15 protein-coding genes are annotated in these 15925 nt (G+C 70.9%); 7 read left to right on the top strand and 8 right to left on the bottom strand.

What is annotated here, in order from left to right; genetic code table 11:
* Nucleotides 1-64: 64 nt before the first annotated feature.
* From CIK71_RS11185 to CIK71_RS11175, 3 genes are all read right to left on the bottom strand, one after another.
* Entirely contained in the window at nt 65-856 is a 792-nt protein-coding gene (locus tag CIK71_RS11185) for an SDR family NAD(P)-dependent oxidoreductase (protein ID WP_096165759.1), read from the bottom strand.
* A 32-nt stretch (nt 857-888) separates the two neighbouring features.
* On the bottom strand, nt 889-1809 hold the full coding sequence (locus CIK71_RS11180) for a sugar phosphate isomerase/epimerase family protein (RefSeq protein ID WP_096165758.1): 921 nt from the start codon (nt 1807-1809) through the stop codon (nt 889-891).
* A gap of 315 nt (nt 1810-2124) precedes the next feature.
* Nucleotides 2125-2904: a FadR/GntR family transcriptional regulator gene (locus CIK71_RS11175; protein WP_096165757.1), complete on the bottom strand. Its 780-nt coding sequence runs from the start codon at nt 2902-2904 to the stop codon at nt 2125-2127.
* 326 nt (nt 2905-3230) lie between these two features.
* Here CIK71_RS11175 and CIK71_RS11170 point away from each other — a divergent pair, with 326 nt between their 5' ends.
* From CIK71_RS11170 to CIK71_RS11140, 7 genes are all read left to right on the top strand, one after another.
* The gene (locus CIK71_RS11170) at nt 3231-4055 is read left to right on the top strand and encodes a sugar phosphate isomerase/epimerase family protein (RefSeq protein ID WP_096165756.1); all 825 of its coding nucleotides are present in this window, start codon (nt 3231-3233) and stop codon (nt 4053-4055) included.
* A 110-nt stretch (nt 4056-4165) separates the two neighbouring features.
* Nucleotides 4166-5068 carry a phosphogluconate dehydrogenase C-terminal domain-containing protein gene (locus CIK71_RS11165; RefSeq protein ID WP_096165755.1) on the top strand — a complete coding sequence of 301 codons (903 nt, stop codon included), beginning with the start codon at nt 4166-4168 and terminating at the stop codon, nt 5066-5068.
* Between the two features lie 64 nt (nt 5069-5132).
* Nucleotides 5133-6641: a GntT/GntP/DsdX family permease gene (locus CIK71_RS11160; protein ID WP_245857507.1), complete on the top strand. Its 1509-nt coding sequence runs from the start codon at nt 5133-5135 to the stop codon at nt 6639-6641.
* A gap of 235 nt (nt 6642-6876) precedes the next feature.
* Nucleotides 6877-8592 (top strand): dihydroxyacetone kinase family protein, encoded by a 1716-nt coding sequence (locus CIK71_RS11155; protein ID WP_096165754.1) that lies wholly within the window; start codon nt 6877-6879, stop codon nt 8590-8592.
* A 127-nt stretch (nt 8593-8719) separates the two neighbouring features.
* The gene (locus CIK71_RS11150; protein WP_096165753.1) at nt 8720-9190 is read left to right on the top strand and encodes a ribose-5-phosphate isomerase; all 471 of its coding nucleotides are present in this window, start codon (nt 8720-8722) and stop codon (nt 9188-9190) included.
* Between the two features lie 92 nt (nt 9191-9282).
* A complete protein-coding gene (locus tag CIK71_RS11145; RefSeq protein ID WP_096165752.1) occupies nt 9283-10053 on the top strand; it encodes a triose-phosphate isomerase in 771 nt (256 codons plus the stop codon).
* Nucleotides 10054-10250: 197 nt separating this feature from the next.
* Entirely contained in the window at nt 10251-11084 is an 834-nt protein-coding gene (locus tag CIK71_RS11140; RefSeq protein WP_158541890.1) for a hypothetical protein, read from the top strand.
* A 22-nt stretch (nt 11085-11106) separates the two neighbouring features.
* Here the strand turns inward: CIK71_RS11140 and CIK71_RS11135 are convergent, their stop codons facing one another.
* From CIK71_RS11135 to CIK71_RS11115, 5 genes are all read right to left on the bottom strand, one after another.
* The gene (locus tag CIK71_RS11135) at nt 11107-11802 is read right to left on the bottom strand and encodes a GntR family transcriptional regulator (protein WP_096165751.1); all 696 of its coding nucleotides are present in this window, start codon (nt 11800-11802) and stop codon (nt 11107-11109) included.
* A gap of 260 nt (nt 11803-12062) precedes the next feature.
* Nucleotides 12063-13064: a Gfo/Idh/MocA family protein gene (locus CIK71_RS11130; RefSeq protein WP_096165750.1), complete on the bottom strand. Its 1002-nt coding sequence runs from the start codon at nt 13062-13064 to the stop codon at nt 12063-12065.
* Nucleotides 13058-14053: a Gfo/Idh/MocA family protein gene (locus CIK71_RS11125; protein ID WP_096165749.1), complete on the bottom strand. Its 996-nt coding sequence runs from the start codon at nt 14051-14053 to the stop codon at nt 13058-13060. The genes CIK71_RS11130 and CIK71_RS11125 overlap by 7 nt, the downstream gene beginning before the upstream one ends.
* 102 nt (nt 14054-14155) lie before the next feature.
* On the bottom strand, nt 14156-15205 hold the full coding sequence (locus tag CIK71_RS11120; RefSeq protein WP_096165748.1) for a LacI family DNA-binding transcriptional regulator: 1050 nt from the start codon (nt 15203-15205) through the stop codon (nt 14156-14158).
* A complete protein-coding gene (locus CIK71_RS11115; RefSeq protein ID WP_096165747.1) occupies nt 15202-15831 on the bottom strand; it encodes a DUF624 domain-containing protein in 630 nt (209 codons plus the stop codon). Before CIK71_RS11115 ends, CIK71_RS11120 begins: the two co-directional genes overlap by 4 nt.
* Nucleotides 15832-15925 lie beyond the last annotated feature (94 nt).

The following is a 15925-nucleotide window of genomic DNA, read 5'->3' as shown; positions in this document are numbered from 1 at the left end:
GAGTGCGGTGCGACGGTGCACGGACGACGGGGCCCCGGGGAACCCTCCCCGGGGCCTGCGCGTCTCAGTGCATGTGCTTGCCGCCGTCGACGTTGATCGAGGTGCCGCTGACGAAGCTGGAATCCTCGCTGACCAGGAACGCGATCAGACCGGCGACCTCCTCGGGCTGACCCACGCGCTGCAGCGGGATGTTGGCGCTCATCCCTTCCTTGCGGTCGTCGGTGAGCGTTCCGCCCATGATGTCGGTGTCGATCGGGCCGGGCAGGATCACGTTGGCGGTGATGCCGTACTGGCCCAGCTCACGGGCCGCGCCGCGGGTGAGGCCCTGCACGGCGGCCTTCGCGGCGGCGTAGCCGGTCTTGGAGAAGGTGCCGCCGCCGTCGAGGGCGGTGATCGAGGCGGTGTTGACGATGCGTCCGCCGAAGCCGCCGTCGATCATGCGCTTGGCCGCGGCCTGAATCATCAGCAGGGTGCCCTTGCCGTTGACGTCCATGACCTTGTCCCAGATCTCCGAGGTGATCTCGAGGATCGAGTGGGGGCTGGGGATCCCGGCGAGGTTGACCAGGGCTGCGATCGGGGGCATCTCGGCGTCGATGCGCTCGAAGGCGGCGTCCACGGCGGCCTGGTCGGAGATGTCGACGCCGACGCCGACGACCTTCGCGCCGCTCTCGGCGGCGAGGTCTGCGGCGAAGGACTCGACGGCGGGCCCGTCGATGTCGGCGGCGACGACGCTCCAGCCGTCGGCCACCAGCTTGCGGGCCACCTTGCGGCCGATGCCGCGCTCGGCGCCGGCGCCGGTGACGATCACGGTGCGCTCGTCGGGGAAGGGCTGGATGCGGGTGATCTCGAGAGTCATGTGTGAACTCCTTTGTTCGGGAGGGAGACGGATCAGGCGAGGGCCGAGGCCAGCACCTGGCGGATGTACTGCACGTTCTCGGCGATGACGCCGAGGGAGTCCGAACCGTAGTGCTCGCAGCAGAAGGGTCCGGAGTATCCGAGCTCGAGGGCGCGGAGGATGACCTTGCGGTAGTTGATGTAGCCGTACTTCAGCGGCATGGGCGCCGAGGAGTAGGCGCCGGTCGCGGGGTCGAAGTCACGGGTGTAGTTCTTGATGTGCCAGAAGTTCGAGTGCGGCAGGACCTTCTCGAACATGTCCTCCCACGGCTCGACCTCGCGGTGCAGGCGCACCAGGTTACCGATGTCCGGGTTCAGGCCGACGGACTCGTGGCCCACGTCCTTCACGAACGAGACGGCCTCGTCGGCGGTGCCGACATAGGTGTCCTCGTACATCTCGAGGCTGACCTCGATGCCCTGGTCGCGCGCCGCGTCGCCGAGCGTGCGGATGCGCTCGATCGCGAGGTCGCGCAGCGCCGGGTCGTCGACGTGCCCGTCGGCGAGCCAGAACCAGATGGCCTTGTTCTGCGCTTCGGTGGTGGCCTGCATGAAGCCGGTGTTCACGACCTGCACGCCGAAGCTGGGAGCGAGCTCGATGAAGCGCAGCGCATCGGCCACGTTCTGCTCGCCGTTCTTCACGTCCACCACCGAGTTGCGGGTCATGGAGATCGAGGAGAGCGTCATGCCCTCCCCGTCGAGCACGCTGCGGAACTCCTCGACGCGCTCGTCGCTCAGCTTCGCGAGCGGCAGCCATGCGTCGGTGGGGTCGATCTGGTCGACGCCGAGCGCCTTGACCTGGCGCAGCTGAGAGGCCCAGACCGACGACGAGGCCTCGAGGGTGGGGGTGCCGTCCGGCGTGGTGTTGCCGAACGACAGCATGTTGGCGCCGATCGGCCAGTTCTCCGCAGTGAACATCCTTGTCCTTCTCTTCGTGAGGTCATCTTTGCCCTCGATCCTATAGGATCGTTGACCTTCGTGGGAAGTCCTTCAGGCAGAACGTCGCGGGAAGCTCCGGGCCGACGGGCCCGCGGGAAGGACGGCAGGAAGCGAGCCCTCGCGGAGGACGGAAGGCAGCGGGCACGAGGCGGCACGTGGGCTGCCGGCGAGCCCGCGCTCGACGCCGACGGCCGACGGCCGACGGCCAACGACCCGCGAGGAGCACCGCCTGCTGCGCAGCGCCGCGGCGGGGCGCCCGGCGAGCACCGGGCGACGACCCTGCCCGTCGGCGGCTCAGGACTCCGGCGAAGAATCCCGCAGAATGCGCTCGGCCGCCGTGGCCATATGCCGTTCCATCGCGTCGCCGGCAGCGACAGCATCTCCCGACGCGATGGCCTCGACGATCAGCTCGTGCTCGGCGATCGCCCGGTCGATGTCCTCACGCCGGTCGACAGCGCGGTCGAACCAGACGCGCAGCAAGGTGCGCGTGGTGGCCAGCAGTTCTCCGACCAGGGCGTTCCCGCCGATCTGGGCGAGCACACGATGGAAGGCGACGTCGGCCGCGACATAGCCCTCGGGGTCGTCGGCCGCGGCGCGCTGGGCCTCGACGAGTCCCGCCAGCTCCGCCTTCTGCGCGTCTGTCGCCGTCAGCGCCGCGAGCTGCGCGGCGCTGCGCTCGAGGGCGCCGCGCACCACGCTCAGCTCGGAGGTGCGCTCCTGATCCATGAGCAGCGACCAGCTCAACGTGCTGGGCAGCAGCTCCGAGGTGTTCGAACGCAGGTAGGTGCCGGAGCCGGCGCGGGTCTCCACGACGCCCAGCACCTCGAGCGCCGAGATCGCCTCCCGCACCGCGCTGCGGCCCACGCCGAGCTCCTCGGCGAGCGCCCGCTCCCCCGGGAGCCGGTCGCCGGGGCGCATCGATTCGCCCAGCAGCAGGTCGAGCAGGCGATAGGCGACGGCACTGCTCGGAGACCGGTTCAGACCCGACTGCACGACTCGGCCGGGCCCGAAGCGCGGTGGAGTCGAGGCGTCGTCGGAGCCGGTCACCGGCTCGGGCTGCGAAGAGGTGCTCACAGCGCCTCACAGTACCGGCAGACCGGTCACCCGCTGCCCGGAACCGGCCCGACGACAGCCGCCCAAGCTCTCCCTGCGGCCCACCCCACGTTCCGTCGCGCACTCCACTCCGCTGTCCACCCCGCACACGACCGCGCGCTCCACTCCGCCCTACCTCTGCGCACCACTCCACACCGCGAAGTGGCCAACCGGTTGACCAATCTGCCGTCGGGCGCTTAGTGTCGTCACATCGTCCGGCGCGACGGTCGGACCGGAACGACCCGGTACCGGCCGAAAAGCACCTCGGACCCTGACGACCCGCGACCCCACGACGGAGTGATCCGCGCATGACCCAGCATTTCCCGATCGGCATCGGTAGCTACGCCCTGTTCTGGGAGTTCCAGGAGGACAACCCCGCTCCGCTCGACATCGCCGGGATGATCGACCGCGCGGCGCAGCTGGACTGCGACGTGTTCCAGATCTGCGACGACCCTCGCATCGAGGAGCTGGACGTCGACGGCCTGCGAGAACTGCGCGAGCGCGCCGAGATCCTGGGCATCGCGCTCGAGCTCGGCACGCGCACCATCGGCCGCGATCATCTCGAGCGGCACCTCAGGATCGCCGAGGCGCTCGGGGCCCGCACCCTGCGCTCGATGATCCAGTCCCAGGAGATCGCCGACGGGGCCGACGTCGCGACAGCAGAACTGCGCGCCGTGCTCCCCCGGCTCGAGGCCGCAGGCGTCACCCTCGCTCTGGAGACCTACGAGCAGGTGCCGACGTCGACGCTGCTGGAGGTGATCGAGGCGGTGGATTCCCCCCGGGTGGGGATCTGCCTGGATCCCGCGAACTGCGTCTCGGCGCTCGAGCACCCCAAGCAGGTGGTCGACGCCTGTGCGCGCCGCACCGTGAACCTGCACGTGAAGGACTTCGCCTTCGCCCGCCAGGAGGGCTGGGTGGGCTTCACCTACTCCGGTGCCCCGCTCGGCGAGGGCCTGCTCGGCCTCGAGCACGAGCTCGGGGCCGTCTACGGCGAGGGCCGCTCCCCCAGCGCGATCGTCGAGCACTGGCTGCCCTGGCAGGGCGACCTCGACACCACGCTCGCCACGGAGCGTGCCTGGACCGATCGCACCCTCGCGGCGCTGCGCGCCTGGCGCGACGCCCACGCCGGCTGACCCGACAGACGCCTCAGGCGTCCACACGCCACCCGCCACCCGCCCACCAACGGCCCGCATCGGCCGCATCCACCGCCCCACCGGGGCATCACCCACGAAGGAGTCACCTGATGACCAGCAACAAGGAACTGAACCCCCTCTTCGGCAAGACGGTCGAGCTCGATCCGTCGATCTCGGTGGCCGTCGTCGGCGCCGCCGGCAAGATGGGCACCCGCGTCTCGAACAACCTCAACCTCACCGACGCCCCCGTCTACTACGTCGAGGCCTCCGAGGCCGGTCAGCAGCGTCTGGCCGAGCTGGGCCGCGAGGTCACCGAGCTCGAGGACGCCGCGAAGGCGGCGGACGTCGTCATCCTCGCGATCCCCGACGTCATCCTCGGGAAGGTCTCCGAGCAGGTCGTCCCGCTCATGAAGGACGGCTCGGTACTGCTCACCCTGGATCCGGCCGCCGCCTACGCCGGGCTGCTCACCGAGCGCGAGGGCGTCCACCAGGCGTGCGCGCATCCTGCCCACCCGTCGGTGTTCCTCGAGCGCACCACCAAGGAGGAGTGGGCTGACACCTTCGGCGGCATCGCCGCCCCGCAGGAGGTCGTGGCCGCCTACGAGGGCGAGGACGACGCGATCCGCGAGCGCACCGCCGCCGTGATCCGTGCGATCTACGCCCCCGTGATCGACGTGCACTGGGTGACCGTCAAGCAGCTCGCCCAGCTCGAGCCCACCCTGGTCGAGACCACCGGCTGCATGATCGGACAGTTCCTCAAGGACTCCATGGACCACGCGATCAACGAGGTCGGGATCCCGGAGAAGGCGGTGAAGGCCCTGTTCTACGGGCACATCTTCATCTCGCTGACCAATGCGCTGCGCGGCTCGAACCCCTTCTCCGACGCCTGCCTGCGCGCCATGGACTACGGCCGCGAGAGCATCATCAACCCGGACTGGACCAAGATCTGGGACGACGCGGAGCTGGACAAGGTGCTGGCCACGATGCTCGACCTCGACAAGATCGAGCGCTGAGCCGACCCCTTCACCTCGCCGGGGCGGCCTGACCAGGTCGCCCCGGCCTCTCGAGAAAGGCCCAATGGTGGACCCCTTGCTCCTCATCGGGATCGCGGTCGCCGCGATCGCGATCCTCCTGTTCACGGTCATCTTCCTGAAATGGCCCGCGTACCTCTCCCTGCTGGTCGTCTCCGTGCTCACCGCCCTCGCCGGCGGCATCGCGATCCAGGACGTCGTCCCCCTCATGATCGACGGGATGGGAGGGACCCTCGGCAGCGTCGCGCTGCTGGTGGGCCTCGGCGCCATGCTCGGCGGCATCATCGAGAGGACCGGCGGCGCCGAGGTGATCGCGCACCGCGCCGCCGCAGTGCTCGGCGAGAAGCGCCTGGCGCAGGCCCTGCTCATCGCCTCCGGCCTGGTCGCGATCCCGATCTTCTTCGACGTCGCCTTCATCATCCTGGTGCCGATCATCTTCGCGTTCGCCAAGGCTGCGGGCCATCGCGCCCCCATCGCCATCGGCATGCCGATCGCGGTCTTCATGGTGTTCATCCACAACACCGTCCCACCGCATCCGGGCGTCGTCGGTTCGACGACCCTGCTGGGCGAGGATCTGATGGGCCTGGTCACGGTGCTGGGCATCGCGCTCGCGATCCCGATGGGCCTGCTCGTGCATGTCACGGGCACGCGCATCATCGGCAGCCGGACCTTCGAGCTCGACCCGGCGGTCCAGACGAAGTACGCGGGCGCCGGCGCCGCCCACCTCGACCGCACGGAGCGCGTCGCCGTCGACGCGGCGGCGTCCTCCGCGGGCGGACGCTCCGCATCGGGCTCGGCGGGCAGCCTCTCGCCGGAGGCCCCGACGGACGCCGGCGCAGCCGGAACGGGTGCCGCGGGAACAGCCGCCGCCACGGACGGGAGCCGGCCTCCGGCGGGCCTCGTCGTCACGCTGATCCTGCTGCCGATCGTCATGATCGCCTGCGGGACCGTGGGCACCCTCGTCTTCCCCGAGGGCAGCTCCGCCGCGAACGTGCTCTCCTTCATCGGTGCCCCGGCCCTCGCCCTGCTGGTCTCCACCCTGATCGCCATGTACCTGCTCGGGATCATGCACGGGTGGGGAAAGCAGCAGATCAGCGAGGTGATGGACGGCGCACTCGGCCCGGCGGCGATCGTCATCCTGGTCACCGGTGCCGGCGGCGTGTTCGCGAAGGTGCTCACCGAGACCGGCGTCGGCGATGCGGTCTCCGGGCTGCTGCTCAGCGCGGGCGTGCCGATCCTGCTGCTCGCCTTCCTGGTCGCACTGGCGTTCAAGGTCGCCCAGGGCTCCGGCACGGTGGCGACGCTCTCCGCCGCGGGGATCGTCCAGGGCACGGTCCTGGCAGGGGACTACTCCTCCCTCCAGGTCGCCCTGATCATCCTGGCCATCGGCCTGGGCTCGGTCTCGCTGTCCCACATCAACGACTCCGGGTTCTGGATCGCCACGAAGTTCCTGGGGCTCTCGGTGGCCGACGGCCTGCGCACGTGGACCGTGATGACCTCGATCCTCGGGTTCAGCGCGATGATCCTGGTGTCCCTCGTCTGGCTCGTCGTCTGACCCCCGGGCAGGCAGGGCCCTGCTCCCTGCCTGCCCTCGCCTCCGTGCGTCCGCCCGTCGGCCCTCAGCTCGTCCGCCCGTCGGCCTCTGCCCTCTGCCCTCAGCCCTCAGCCCTCAGCCGATCCTCCAACATGTCCTATAGGATATTGGGAGCGCCCTGGGGTACTCCCCTGTACGGCGACCGACCGCGCGTCGTCGGCCCTCCGATCGAGCGCCCCGTGAAGGAATCTCACCGATGACCTATCTCTTCAATGATCCGGCCGATTTCGCGACCGACGCGGTCCGCGGCCTCGCCCTGTCCCACCCCGACCACGTCGCCGTCGTGCACGGCGGCGTGGTCCGGGCGACGCAGACCCCGCAGGGCCAGCCCGCCCTGGTGATCGGCGGCGGCTCCGGCCACTACCCCGCCTTCGCCGGCTGGGTGGGCCCCGGCATGGCCCACGGCGCACCCTGCGGGAACGTCTTCGCCTCCCCGTCGGCCTCGCAGGTCTACTCGGTGGCGCGCAACGCCGAGAACGGTGGCGGGGTGGTCCTCGGCTTCGGCAACTACGCCGGGGACGTGCTCCACTTCGGCGCAGCCGCGGAGAAGCTGCGCGCCGAGGGCATCGACGTGCGGATCATCCGCGTCAGCGACGACATCGTCTCCAACACTCCCGAGAACCACCGGGACCGTCGCGGGATCGCCGGTGACCTGCCCGTCTTCAAGATCGCGGGTGCCGCGATCGAGGCCGGCGCAGACCTCGACACGGCCGAGCGGATCGCATGGAAGGCGAACGACGCCACCCGCTCCTTCGGCGTCGCCTTCGACGGCTGCACCCTGCCCGGCGCCTCCGAGCCGCTGTTCCACGTCGAGGACGGCCAGATGGGCGTGGGCCTGGGCATCCACGGTGAGCCCGGCGTGCGCGACGAGGTGATCGGCACGGCCGACGAGATCGCCTCCCTGCTGGTCCAGGGCGTTCTCGCCGAGCAGCCCGAGCGCACCGACGGCGGCTACCAGGGCCGCGCGGCCGTGATCGTCAACGGGCTCGGCACCGTGAAGTACGAGGAGCTCTTCGTCGTCTACGCGAAGGCCGCCGAACTCCTCGAGACGGCGGGCATCACCCCGGTGCGTCCCGAGGTCGGCGAGTTCATCACCAGCCTGGACATGGCCGGACTGTCGCTCAGCCTGGTGTTCCTGGACGACGAGCTCGAGCAGCACTGGCTGGCCCCCGTCGACACCCCCGCCTTCCATCGCGGCGCGATGCCGGCGCTCGACCGGCCCCGTCGTGAGACCTTCTGGGAGGCCGGAGCCGACGAGACTCCCCAGGCCACCGAGGAGTCCCGCCGCGTCGCCGAGCAGGTCTCCGATGCGCTCGCCCTGTTCGAGCGCGTCTGCGCCCGCGAGGAGGCCGAGCTGGGCCGGATCGATGCGATCGCCGGCGACGGCGACCACGGCCAGGGCATGGCCTACGGCTCCAAGGGCGCCGCGGCCGCCGCTCGGACCGCGCTGCAGGACGGCGCCGGGGCCCGCACCCTGCTGGTTCGCGCGGGCGAGGCCTGGGCAGAATCCGCCGGGGGAACCTCGGGCGCGCTGTGGGGCGGCGCGCTCACCGCCGCCGGCGGCGTCTTCGCGGATGACGCCGGCTGCACGGCGCGCACGGTCGTCGACGCGCTCGACGCGGGCATCGCTGCGGTGCTGCGCCTGGGCGGCGCGAAGGTCGGCGACAAGACCATGGTCGATGCCCTGGTCCCCTTCCGGGCACGCCTGTCCGAGGCCTTCACGGGGGACAATGCCTCCGAGGCGATTATCGAGGCCGCCGCCACGGCCCGCGAGGCGGCCGATGCGACCGCCGACATCACCGCGACCCTCGGCCGCGCCCGCGTGCTCGGCGACAAGTCGCTGGGCACCCCCGATCCCGGCGCGATCTCCTTCTCGATCCTCATGACGGAGCTCGGCCTGCACCTCGGCTGACCGCCTCGCCCCCTGGCCGCCCGGCCACCTCGCCTCCCTGACCATCCACCTGACCACCAGATCCCCGGGCCCGGCATCCCCCGTGGACCCGGCCTCCCACCCGACCCGTTCCCAAGGAGCACCTCTCATGGCACTGAAGATCATCGTCGGCGGCGACAACGCCGGCTACGGTTACAAGGAAGAGTTCAAGGCCCTGCTCGAGGCCGACGACCGCGTCGAGTCCGTCGTCGACGTGGGCGTCGGATCGGCAGATGACGGCACCTACTACCCGAACGTCGCGGTCGCCGCCGCGGAGAAGGTCGCCGCCGGCGAGGCCGACCGGGCGCTGCTGATCTGCGGCACCGGCCTCGGCGTCGCGATCGCCGCGAACAAGGTCCCCGGCATCCGCGCCGTCACCGCGCACGACCTCTACTCCGTGCAGCGCTCGGTGCTGTCCAACAACGCGCAGGTGCTGTGCATGGGTCAGCGCGTGATCGGTCTGCAGGCCGCCCAGGAGCTGATCAAGGTGTGGCTGGACCTCGAGTTCGATCCCGAGTCCTCCTCCGCCGCGAAGGTCGACGCGATCTGCGCCTACGACGGCTCCCTCGAGCAGGCCTGACCGCCGCACGCCCCGCCTCAGCCCAGGCCTCGCCCTCCCGCTGGCCTTCGCCTTGACGCATACTCGCCTCACCTGACCCGGAAGGACCCCGCATGAGCACCCTGTGGATCGGCACCAGCTGGAAGATGACCAAGACGCTCGACGAGGCACGCGCCTGGTCGGAGGGCCTGCGCGAGGCGCTCGGCGGCGACGCGGCGCAGGCACCGGCGGGGGTGCAGCCCTTCGTGATCCCGTCGTTCACCGCGACCACCACCGTGCGCGGGATCCTCGGCGAGGACTCGCCGGTGCTGCTCGGCGTGCAGAACGCGCACTGGGAGGATGCCGGCGCCTGGACCGGCGAGGTGTCCGTGCCCCAGGCGAAGGACGCCGGTGCGCAGATCGTCGAGATCGGGCATTCCGAGCGTCGCGAGCACTTCGGCGAGACCGTGGAGACCACTCGTCTCAAGGTCGCCGCGGCCCTGCGCCACGGCCTGACCCCGTTGCTGTGCATCGGCGAGAGCGCCGACGTGAAGGAGGCCGGGGGCTCCAGCGAGTTCATCCTCGACCAGGCGCGCGGTGCGCTCGAGGGTCTGAGCGTCGAAGAGCTCTCGCGCGTCGTGATCGCCTACGAGCCGATCTGGGCGATCGGGGAGAAGGGCCGGCCCGCCACCGTCGAAGAGCTCGTCGAGCCCTTCGCCGCCCTGGGTGCGGAGTACACCGGGAAGGTCGCCGGCCTGCTCTACGGCGGCTCCGTGAACCTCGACAACGCTGCAGGTCTGCTCGGGATCGAGCACGTCACCGGCCTGTTCGTCGGCCGTACCGCCTGGGAGCTCGACGGCTACCTCGAGCTGCTGCGCATCGCCGAGGCCCACACCGCCGCCTGAAGGGCCACTGCGCCGCTCGAGCTCGCTGCGCCCGTCGACGCCGCGCTGCCTGCTGAGGACCCGCGCCGCGCGCTGAGCGCGAACGTCCTGCACTGGGAGTGGGGCTGCCCGCGCTCCGAAGGGGGCGGGTAACCCCCAGGCGATGCACCGCCGCCCGCGATATCCTGGTTCATCCCACGAGAGAGCGGCGGGTGATCATGAGCGAGCAGGGCCGCACCCCGAGTGCCCAGCCGGCCAGGACCGGCATTCCCTCCTGGAACCCTGCCCAGCGCCCGCTGGTCGGCACGGTCCATGACCCTGCCTCACGGTCCGTCACCGTGCGTCGCCGGCGTGGCCGCTGGCTGACCGTCGGCGTGCCCACCGTCCTGGGCGGAACCTTCGGCATCACCAGTTTCATGGTGCTCGGCGTGAGCAGCCTGATCGGCGGCGCCGGCCTCCTGGCGCCCCTGCTGGCGGGGCTGGGGATCGGTGTCGTCGTCGGCGGAGGCACGGCCTTCCTCCTGCGCAACCGCAGCCATGCGCCGGCCCGGCTGAGCTCGGCCCGCACCGACATCCCTGCGGGCACACTGCCGGTGCTCGAGAAGATGGTGAAGTCCACGAAGCACGAGCACCGCCGGCTCTCCCGGATGCGACGCGGCCGGCCCGACCCCCTGGTGAAACCGGTGCTCGACCGCGCCGAGCTGCTGCTGCAGCGGGTGAACGCCCTGGTGGGATCCCCGTCGCTGCAGTCCCGCCGCACCTCGGACGCCGACATGCTGATGCTCGAGGGGATCGCCGACCGCTACGTCCCCGAGCTGGTGCGCGCCCTCGAGGACACGGCCGGGTTCCTCGCCCCCGCCGCCGGCGAGGCGCGCGAGGAGGCGGTGGCGAACCTGAACAGCATCGATCGCCAGCTGGGCTCGCTCAGCGAGGAGCTGGATCGCATCGAGCGCGACGCCGTCGCCAGGGTCAGCCGTTCGCTCGACGTCCACTCCGAGTTCCTCCGGCTACGCCTGCCGAATCAGGGAGGCGACCCGCTCGAGGGGCGCTGATCGCCGGTCGCGGGGCCAACGATCAGCTCTGCGCGGGCCCGTGCTCGACGGTAGCGAGCGAGCGCACCAGCACCGCGTCGAGGTGGTCGGTGAGCGCCTTCAGCGCCGCGTCATGGTGGTGCCGGCGCACCTTCGCCAGGATCTCTCCGTGCTCCTCGTACGCCTCGCGGGCGTCGAGCTGCATGGGTCCGCCTTCCCAGGTCTGCCGCATGCGGTGCGTGTGGGTGCGCAGACTCTCGAACATCTGGCCGAGGTAGCGGTTGTCCGCGTACTTGTAGAGGGTCTGGTGGAAGCCCCAGTCGGCCTGGAAGTGCTCGCGCACCAGCTCGTAGTCGACCTCGCCGGCGGCGTCGATACGGGCGATGATCTCGGCGTGCGCAGCGTGCGCGGCCTCGAGGTCCGTCAGGAAGTCGTCCCAGTGCTCGAAGGCACGATCCAGCACGGCGATCTCGATGATCTTGCGGGCCTCGAGCAGCTCGGTGATCTGCTCGTCGTCGAGCATCGGGGCCACCACGTAGCCGCGCAGCGCCACGTACTCCACCAGTCCGGACCGCTCGAGCGAGACCATCGCCTCCCGCACCGGGGTGGGGGAGACCTCGAGGTCACGAGCCAGTCCGTCGATGCTCAGACGGGAGCCCGGTGCCCAGCGCGATTCGAGCAGCCGCTGGAGCATGAGCTCCTCGACCTCGTCGCGCAGCACCTGTCGTCTGATGGCCATGAGGCGAGTCCTTTCGTGCGCAGATGCGCTGACCGGCGCCGCATTCCCACACGGACCGGCTATCCGTTTTCCCATAGGATACCCAGCCCTGATGCCGCCCGGCTGCGAACGGAGAAGTCAGGCAGGCCTCGCCGGCCGGCACCGCCAGCCCCTTGAGCCGCTGCGCCAGCGCATGAGTCGTGAATGCCTGGATGCCTGGATGCGCCAGCTCTACTGGCCAGCGGACCCTCAAGCGCTCAGCCCGTCAGGCCTGCAGACCCTCAGATGCTCGCGAGCTCCACGGGCTGGCCCGTCCGCACGGACTCCTGGGCCGCCGCGACCACACGCACGGTGCGCAGGCCCACGTCGCCCGAGGGCTCGACGGCCCGGCCGTCGCGCACGGCGCCGAGGAACGCCTCGAGCAGCGCAGCATCAGAATCCACGCCGTAGGGCAGCCAGCGCCCGGGCCCGCCGACGTGCTCGGCGAAGGCGTCGACCTGGAGCTGGCCACCGGTGCCGACGGCCTGGATGCGCAGGCCGCCCCAGGTGGGGGCCTCGGCCGGCTGGGACCAGGAGCAGTCGATCGTGGCGACCAGACCGGACGCGTAGGTGAGCGTGACCAGTCCGCCGGTCTCCGCGCCCTCGCCGGCCCGGTCGGCCCACAGGATGCGGTTGGTAGTGGCGTGGACGGTCGCTGGCTCGCCGAAGATCGAGTCGAGGATCTCGGCGATGTGCACGGTGTGGTCCACGAGGGAGCCGCCGCCGGCGAGCTCGACGTCGGTGAACCAGGCCCGGGTGTCCGGCAGTTTGCCGTTGTTGGTGCCGGTGATGCCGATGACCTCGCCGAGCGCACCGTCCTCGACCGCGGCACGCAAGGTCTGGACGGCGGGGGCGAAGTGCACGGGGAAGGCCGTCATGAGCACCACGCCGGCCTCGCGGCAGGCGGCGACCATGGCGTTCGCGTCGGGCACGGTGGTGGCCAGCGGCTTCTCGCACAGCACGTGCACGCCGCGGCGGGCAGCCTCGAGCACGAGGTCCCGGTGGTGAGCGTTGGCGCTGGTCACGACGATCGCGTCGGGACCGCCGGGCCAGGCGTTCCACGCCTCGTCATAGGAGCCGACGACGCTGACTCCTCGCACGTCGCCGAAGCCGTCCGGATTGGCGACCACGAGGTCGATGTCCTCGCGCGCCTCGAGCCGTGCGGCGTAGGCCCCGGCGTGGGTGTGCGCGCAGCTCATGAGGGCGATCTTCAGCGTGTCCGTGGTGGGCGATGCGGTCAGCATGTGATGCTCCGTCCGGTGCGCAGGGATTCGAGGGCCGCGCGGGAGATCTCCACGGCGTAGGCGCCGTCGGCCGCGCTGACCCGGGTGGGGCCGTCGGCCCTGAGCGCCGCCGCGAACTCGAGGATCTCCTCGGCGTAGGGGCTGCGCATGCCGCTCACGTCGGGCAGGAAGCCGTCCCCGCTGCGCTGAGTCGTGGTCGCGACCTCGTCGAAGACGACACCCGGGTCCCCCGCCGAGTCGTACTGCAGGCGGCCGCCGTCACCGGCGAGGTCGAAGGTGTAGCGGAAGCGGGTGCCGGGCGGGCCCCACAGGCCACGGCAGTGGCTGATCGCGCCGCTCGTGTGGGTGAGCACGGCGTGGGCGGTGCGCACGGTGTCCGCTGCGGTCGAGACGGACTGCTGCGCGTAGACCCGCTCCACGGGCCCGGCGAGCCAGATCGCCTGGTCGATGTCGTGGATCATCTGGTCCATGACGATGCCGCCGGACTGCGACTCGTCGGCGAACCAGGGCTGGGTGGGGAAGGACCCGGTGCGCTCGAAGCGCAGCACGGCGAGCTGCCCGATCGATCCGGAGCCGACGGCACGATGCGCGGCGGCGTACTGCGGGAAGTACCGCACGACGTGCGCGGGGAACAGGGAACGGCCCACGCGCTCGGCGTGCTCGACGACGGCGCGGGCGTCCTCGGTGGTCAGTGCCAGCGGCTTCTCGCACACGACGTCCTTGCCGGCATCGAGGGCCTGATGGACGATCTCGGCGTGGACCGCGGTGGGCGTGCAGACGTCCACGACGTCGACCGCTGCGAAGAGGTCCTCGAGGCTCGCATGGACGGTCGCACCGAACTGCTCAGCGAACTCCTGCGCTCCCTCGAGGCTGTAGCAGTGCAGGTCGGAACCGGTCTCGATCCACCCGGGCGCGTGGGCGCGGGAGATCCCTCCGGTCCCGATGACGCCGACGCGCAGGGGCGCGGCTGGAGGTGACGTCGATGTCATGATCCACCTTTCGGCCGGACGGGCTCCCATTTCGAAAGCGTCTTGCATAATCTTTCCCGGCCTGGTCGCCGGTGTCAAGAGAGCGCGCCGTTGCCGCTGGCCTCACCGGCGCGCTGCTGTGCTCCCCCGCTCGACGAGTCTGTAAGGGGCCTCGACAACGCGGGGCGGCCCGTCATGGCCGCCGATGCGTTCGAGCAGCAGGTCCAGCACCGTCGCGGCCAGGTTCCGCTTGTCCGGATCGATGGTGGTCAGCGGCGGCGAGGTGAACGGGGCCTCGAGGATGTTGTCATGACCGATCACCGAGACCTGGCCGGGCACGTCGATCCCCATCCCGCGCAGGCCCAACAGGGCACCCCGGGCGAGGTCGTCGTTGCCGCACACGATTGCGTCGACCTCCGGGTGCTCTTGCAGGAGGGTGCGCACAGCTTCGAGACCGCCCTCCTGGTTCCAGCCGGGCACCGTCTGGATCACCGGGGAGACCCCGCCCGCGGCCTTGAGCGCTCGGTCGTACCCGTCCAGCCGCAGTCGGCTGGTGGAGTGTGCCTGCTGGGCCTCGGAGGAGTCGAGGGCGCCGAGATAGGCGATGCGGCGTCGCCCCAGGGCCTGCAGGTGGGCGGTCGCCTCGTGCGCGGCGCCGCGATTGTCGGTGCGCACGTAGTCACTGCCGGCGGGGAGACCTGCCTCCTCGACGTGCTCACCGATGAACACGGTGGGCAGGATGGTGCGGCCGAGGTGGGCGAGCCTGTCCTCGCCGATCAGCAGCGGATTGAACACGACGCCGTCGCCGAGCACCCGCGTGAATCCGGCCAGCACGCTGTGCTCCTCCTCGCGACCGCCTGCGGTGCTGTGGAGCATGATGCTGCGCCGACGCCGCTGCGCCTCGTCGGCGAAGGCCTGCGCGAGCTCGGAGAAGTACGTGCCGGCCAGGGACGGGATCGCCAGCGTGATGAGTCCACTGGTGCCGGTGCGCATCTGCTGCGCTCCGACCTGGGGGCGGTAGTTCAGCACGCGGATCGCCTCCTGGACCCGGACCCGGGTGAGCGGCCCGACATTGGGCCGGTCGTTGACCACGTTCGAGACCGTCTTGATCGACACGCCGAGCTGCTCGGCGATGTCCCGCATGGTGACGTTGCGCGGGCGGGGCGTGCTCATAGCGCCACCGCTGGCCGGGGCATGGCGGCATCGAGCCGGATCTGCCAGGAGCGCACGAGGAGGGAGCTGGTCACGGCGATCAGGATCCCACCTCCGGCCAACAGCGCGAGCGGCTGGATGACTGCCGAGATCGTCAGCGCCGCGAGGACGGTGATCGTGAAGGATGCCGAGGCGAGCGGGAGCAGCACCACACCGGCGAGCGCACCGCGCCAGATGGTCGGTGCCGGGGCCGACGGCCGCAGCTCGTGCAGGGCGATCGCGTGGAAGGCCGCGAGCGTCATGCCCGCCGCGAGCAGAATCGACACGGCGAACCCTGCCGGGAAGAACCATTCCGGCAGCGCGCCGGCAACTCCGAGGGCCACGTTCGCTGCCGCTGCCAGCGCGATCAGCACAAAGGGGCCTGCCGCGCGATTGGCAGGCATGAACTCTACGCGGTAGCGACGCAGCACGGCGGCCACGAGTCCGCGCGATCCGTCGACCGCCTCGAGCTCGTCCCGCCTGCGCAGCACGGCGACCAGCGTGGTCGTGGCCGGCGCGATGCCGGCCACGACGGCGCCCAGAAGGACGAGAGCCACCCATGCCAGGTGGAGCGCGACCAGGCGCGGCACCCAGGCCAGAGCCGCCATCACGCCCCCAGCAGCTGAAGACCCCTCCGCCGCTCCGGCTGGTTCGGGCGCTCCGGCAGCCGTGTGCCCGGTCGCCGTGATCCCGGTCCCCGCC

The organism is Brachybacterium alimentarium (genome assembly GCF_002332425.1).
Taxonomy (GTDB): Bacteria; Actinomycetota; Actinomycetes; order Actinomycetales; family Dermabacteraceae; genus Brachybacterium; species Brachybacterium alimentarium.
This window is presented reverse-complemented; position numbering and strand designations above follow the sequence as displayed.

Bases quoted from the DNA above. Each gene is read 5' to 3' on its own strand.
- CIK71_RS11185 (WP_096165759.1), bottom strand. From the start codon at position 856: ATGACTCTCGAGATCACCCGCATCCAGCCCTTCCCCGACGAGCGCACC.
- CIK71_RS11180 (WP_096165758.1), bottom strand. From the start codon at position 1,809: ATGTTCACTGCGGAGAACTGGCCGATCGGCGCCAACATGCTGTCGTTC.
- CIK71_RS11170 (WP_096165756.1), top strand. From the start codon at position 3,231: ATGACCCAGCATTTCCCGATCGGCATCGGTAGCTACGCCCTGTTCTGG.
- CIK71_RS11165 (WP_096165755.1), top strand. From the start codon at position 4,166: ATGACCAGCAACAAGGAACTGAACCCCCTCTTCGGCAAGACGGTCGAG.
- CIK71_RS11160 (WP_245857507.1), top strand. From the start codon at position 5,133: ATGGTGGACCCCTTGCTCCTCATCGGGATCGCGGTCGCCGCGATCGCG.
- CIK71_RS11155 (WP_096165754.1), top strand. From the start codon at position 6,877: ATGACCTATCTCTTCAATGATCCGGCCGATTTCGCGACCGACGCGGTC.
- CIK71_RS11150 (WP_096165753.1), top strand. From the start codon at position 8,720: ATGGCACTGAAGATCATCGTCGGCGGCGACAACGCCGGCTACGGTTAC.
- CIK71_RS11145 (WP_096165752.1), top strand. From the start codon at position 9,283: ATGAGCACCCTGTGGATCGGCACCAGCTGGAAGATGACCAAGACGCTC.
- CIK71_RS11140 (WP_158541890.1), top strand. From the start codon at position 10,251: ATGAGCGAGCAGGGCCGCACCCCGAGTGCCCAGCCGGCCAGGACCGGC.
- CIK71_RS11135 (WP_096165751.1), bottom strand. From the start codon at position 11,802: ATGGCCATCAGACGACAGGTGCTGCGCGACGAGGTCGAGGAGCTCATG.
- CIK71_RS11130 (WP_096165750.1), bottom strand. From the start codon at position 13,064: ATGCTGACCGCATCGCCCACCACGGACACGCTGAAGATCGCCCTCATG.
- CIK71_RS11125 (WP_096165749.1), bottom strand. From the start codon at position 14,053: ATGACATCGACGTCACCTCCAGCCGCGCCCCTGCGCGTCGGCGTCATC.
- CIK71_RS11120 (WP_096165748.1), bottom strand. From the start codon at position 15,205: ATGAGCACGCCCCGCCCGCGCAACGTCACCATGCGGGACATCGCCGAG.
- CIK71_RS11115 (WP_096165747.1), bottom strand. From the start codon at position 15,831: ATGGCGGCTCTGGCCTGGGTGCCGCGCCTGGTCGCGCTCCACCTGGCA.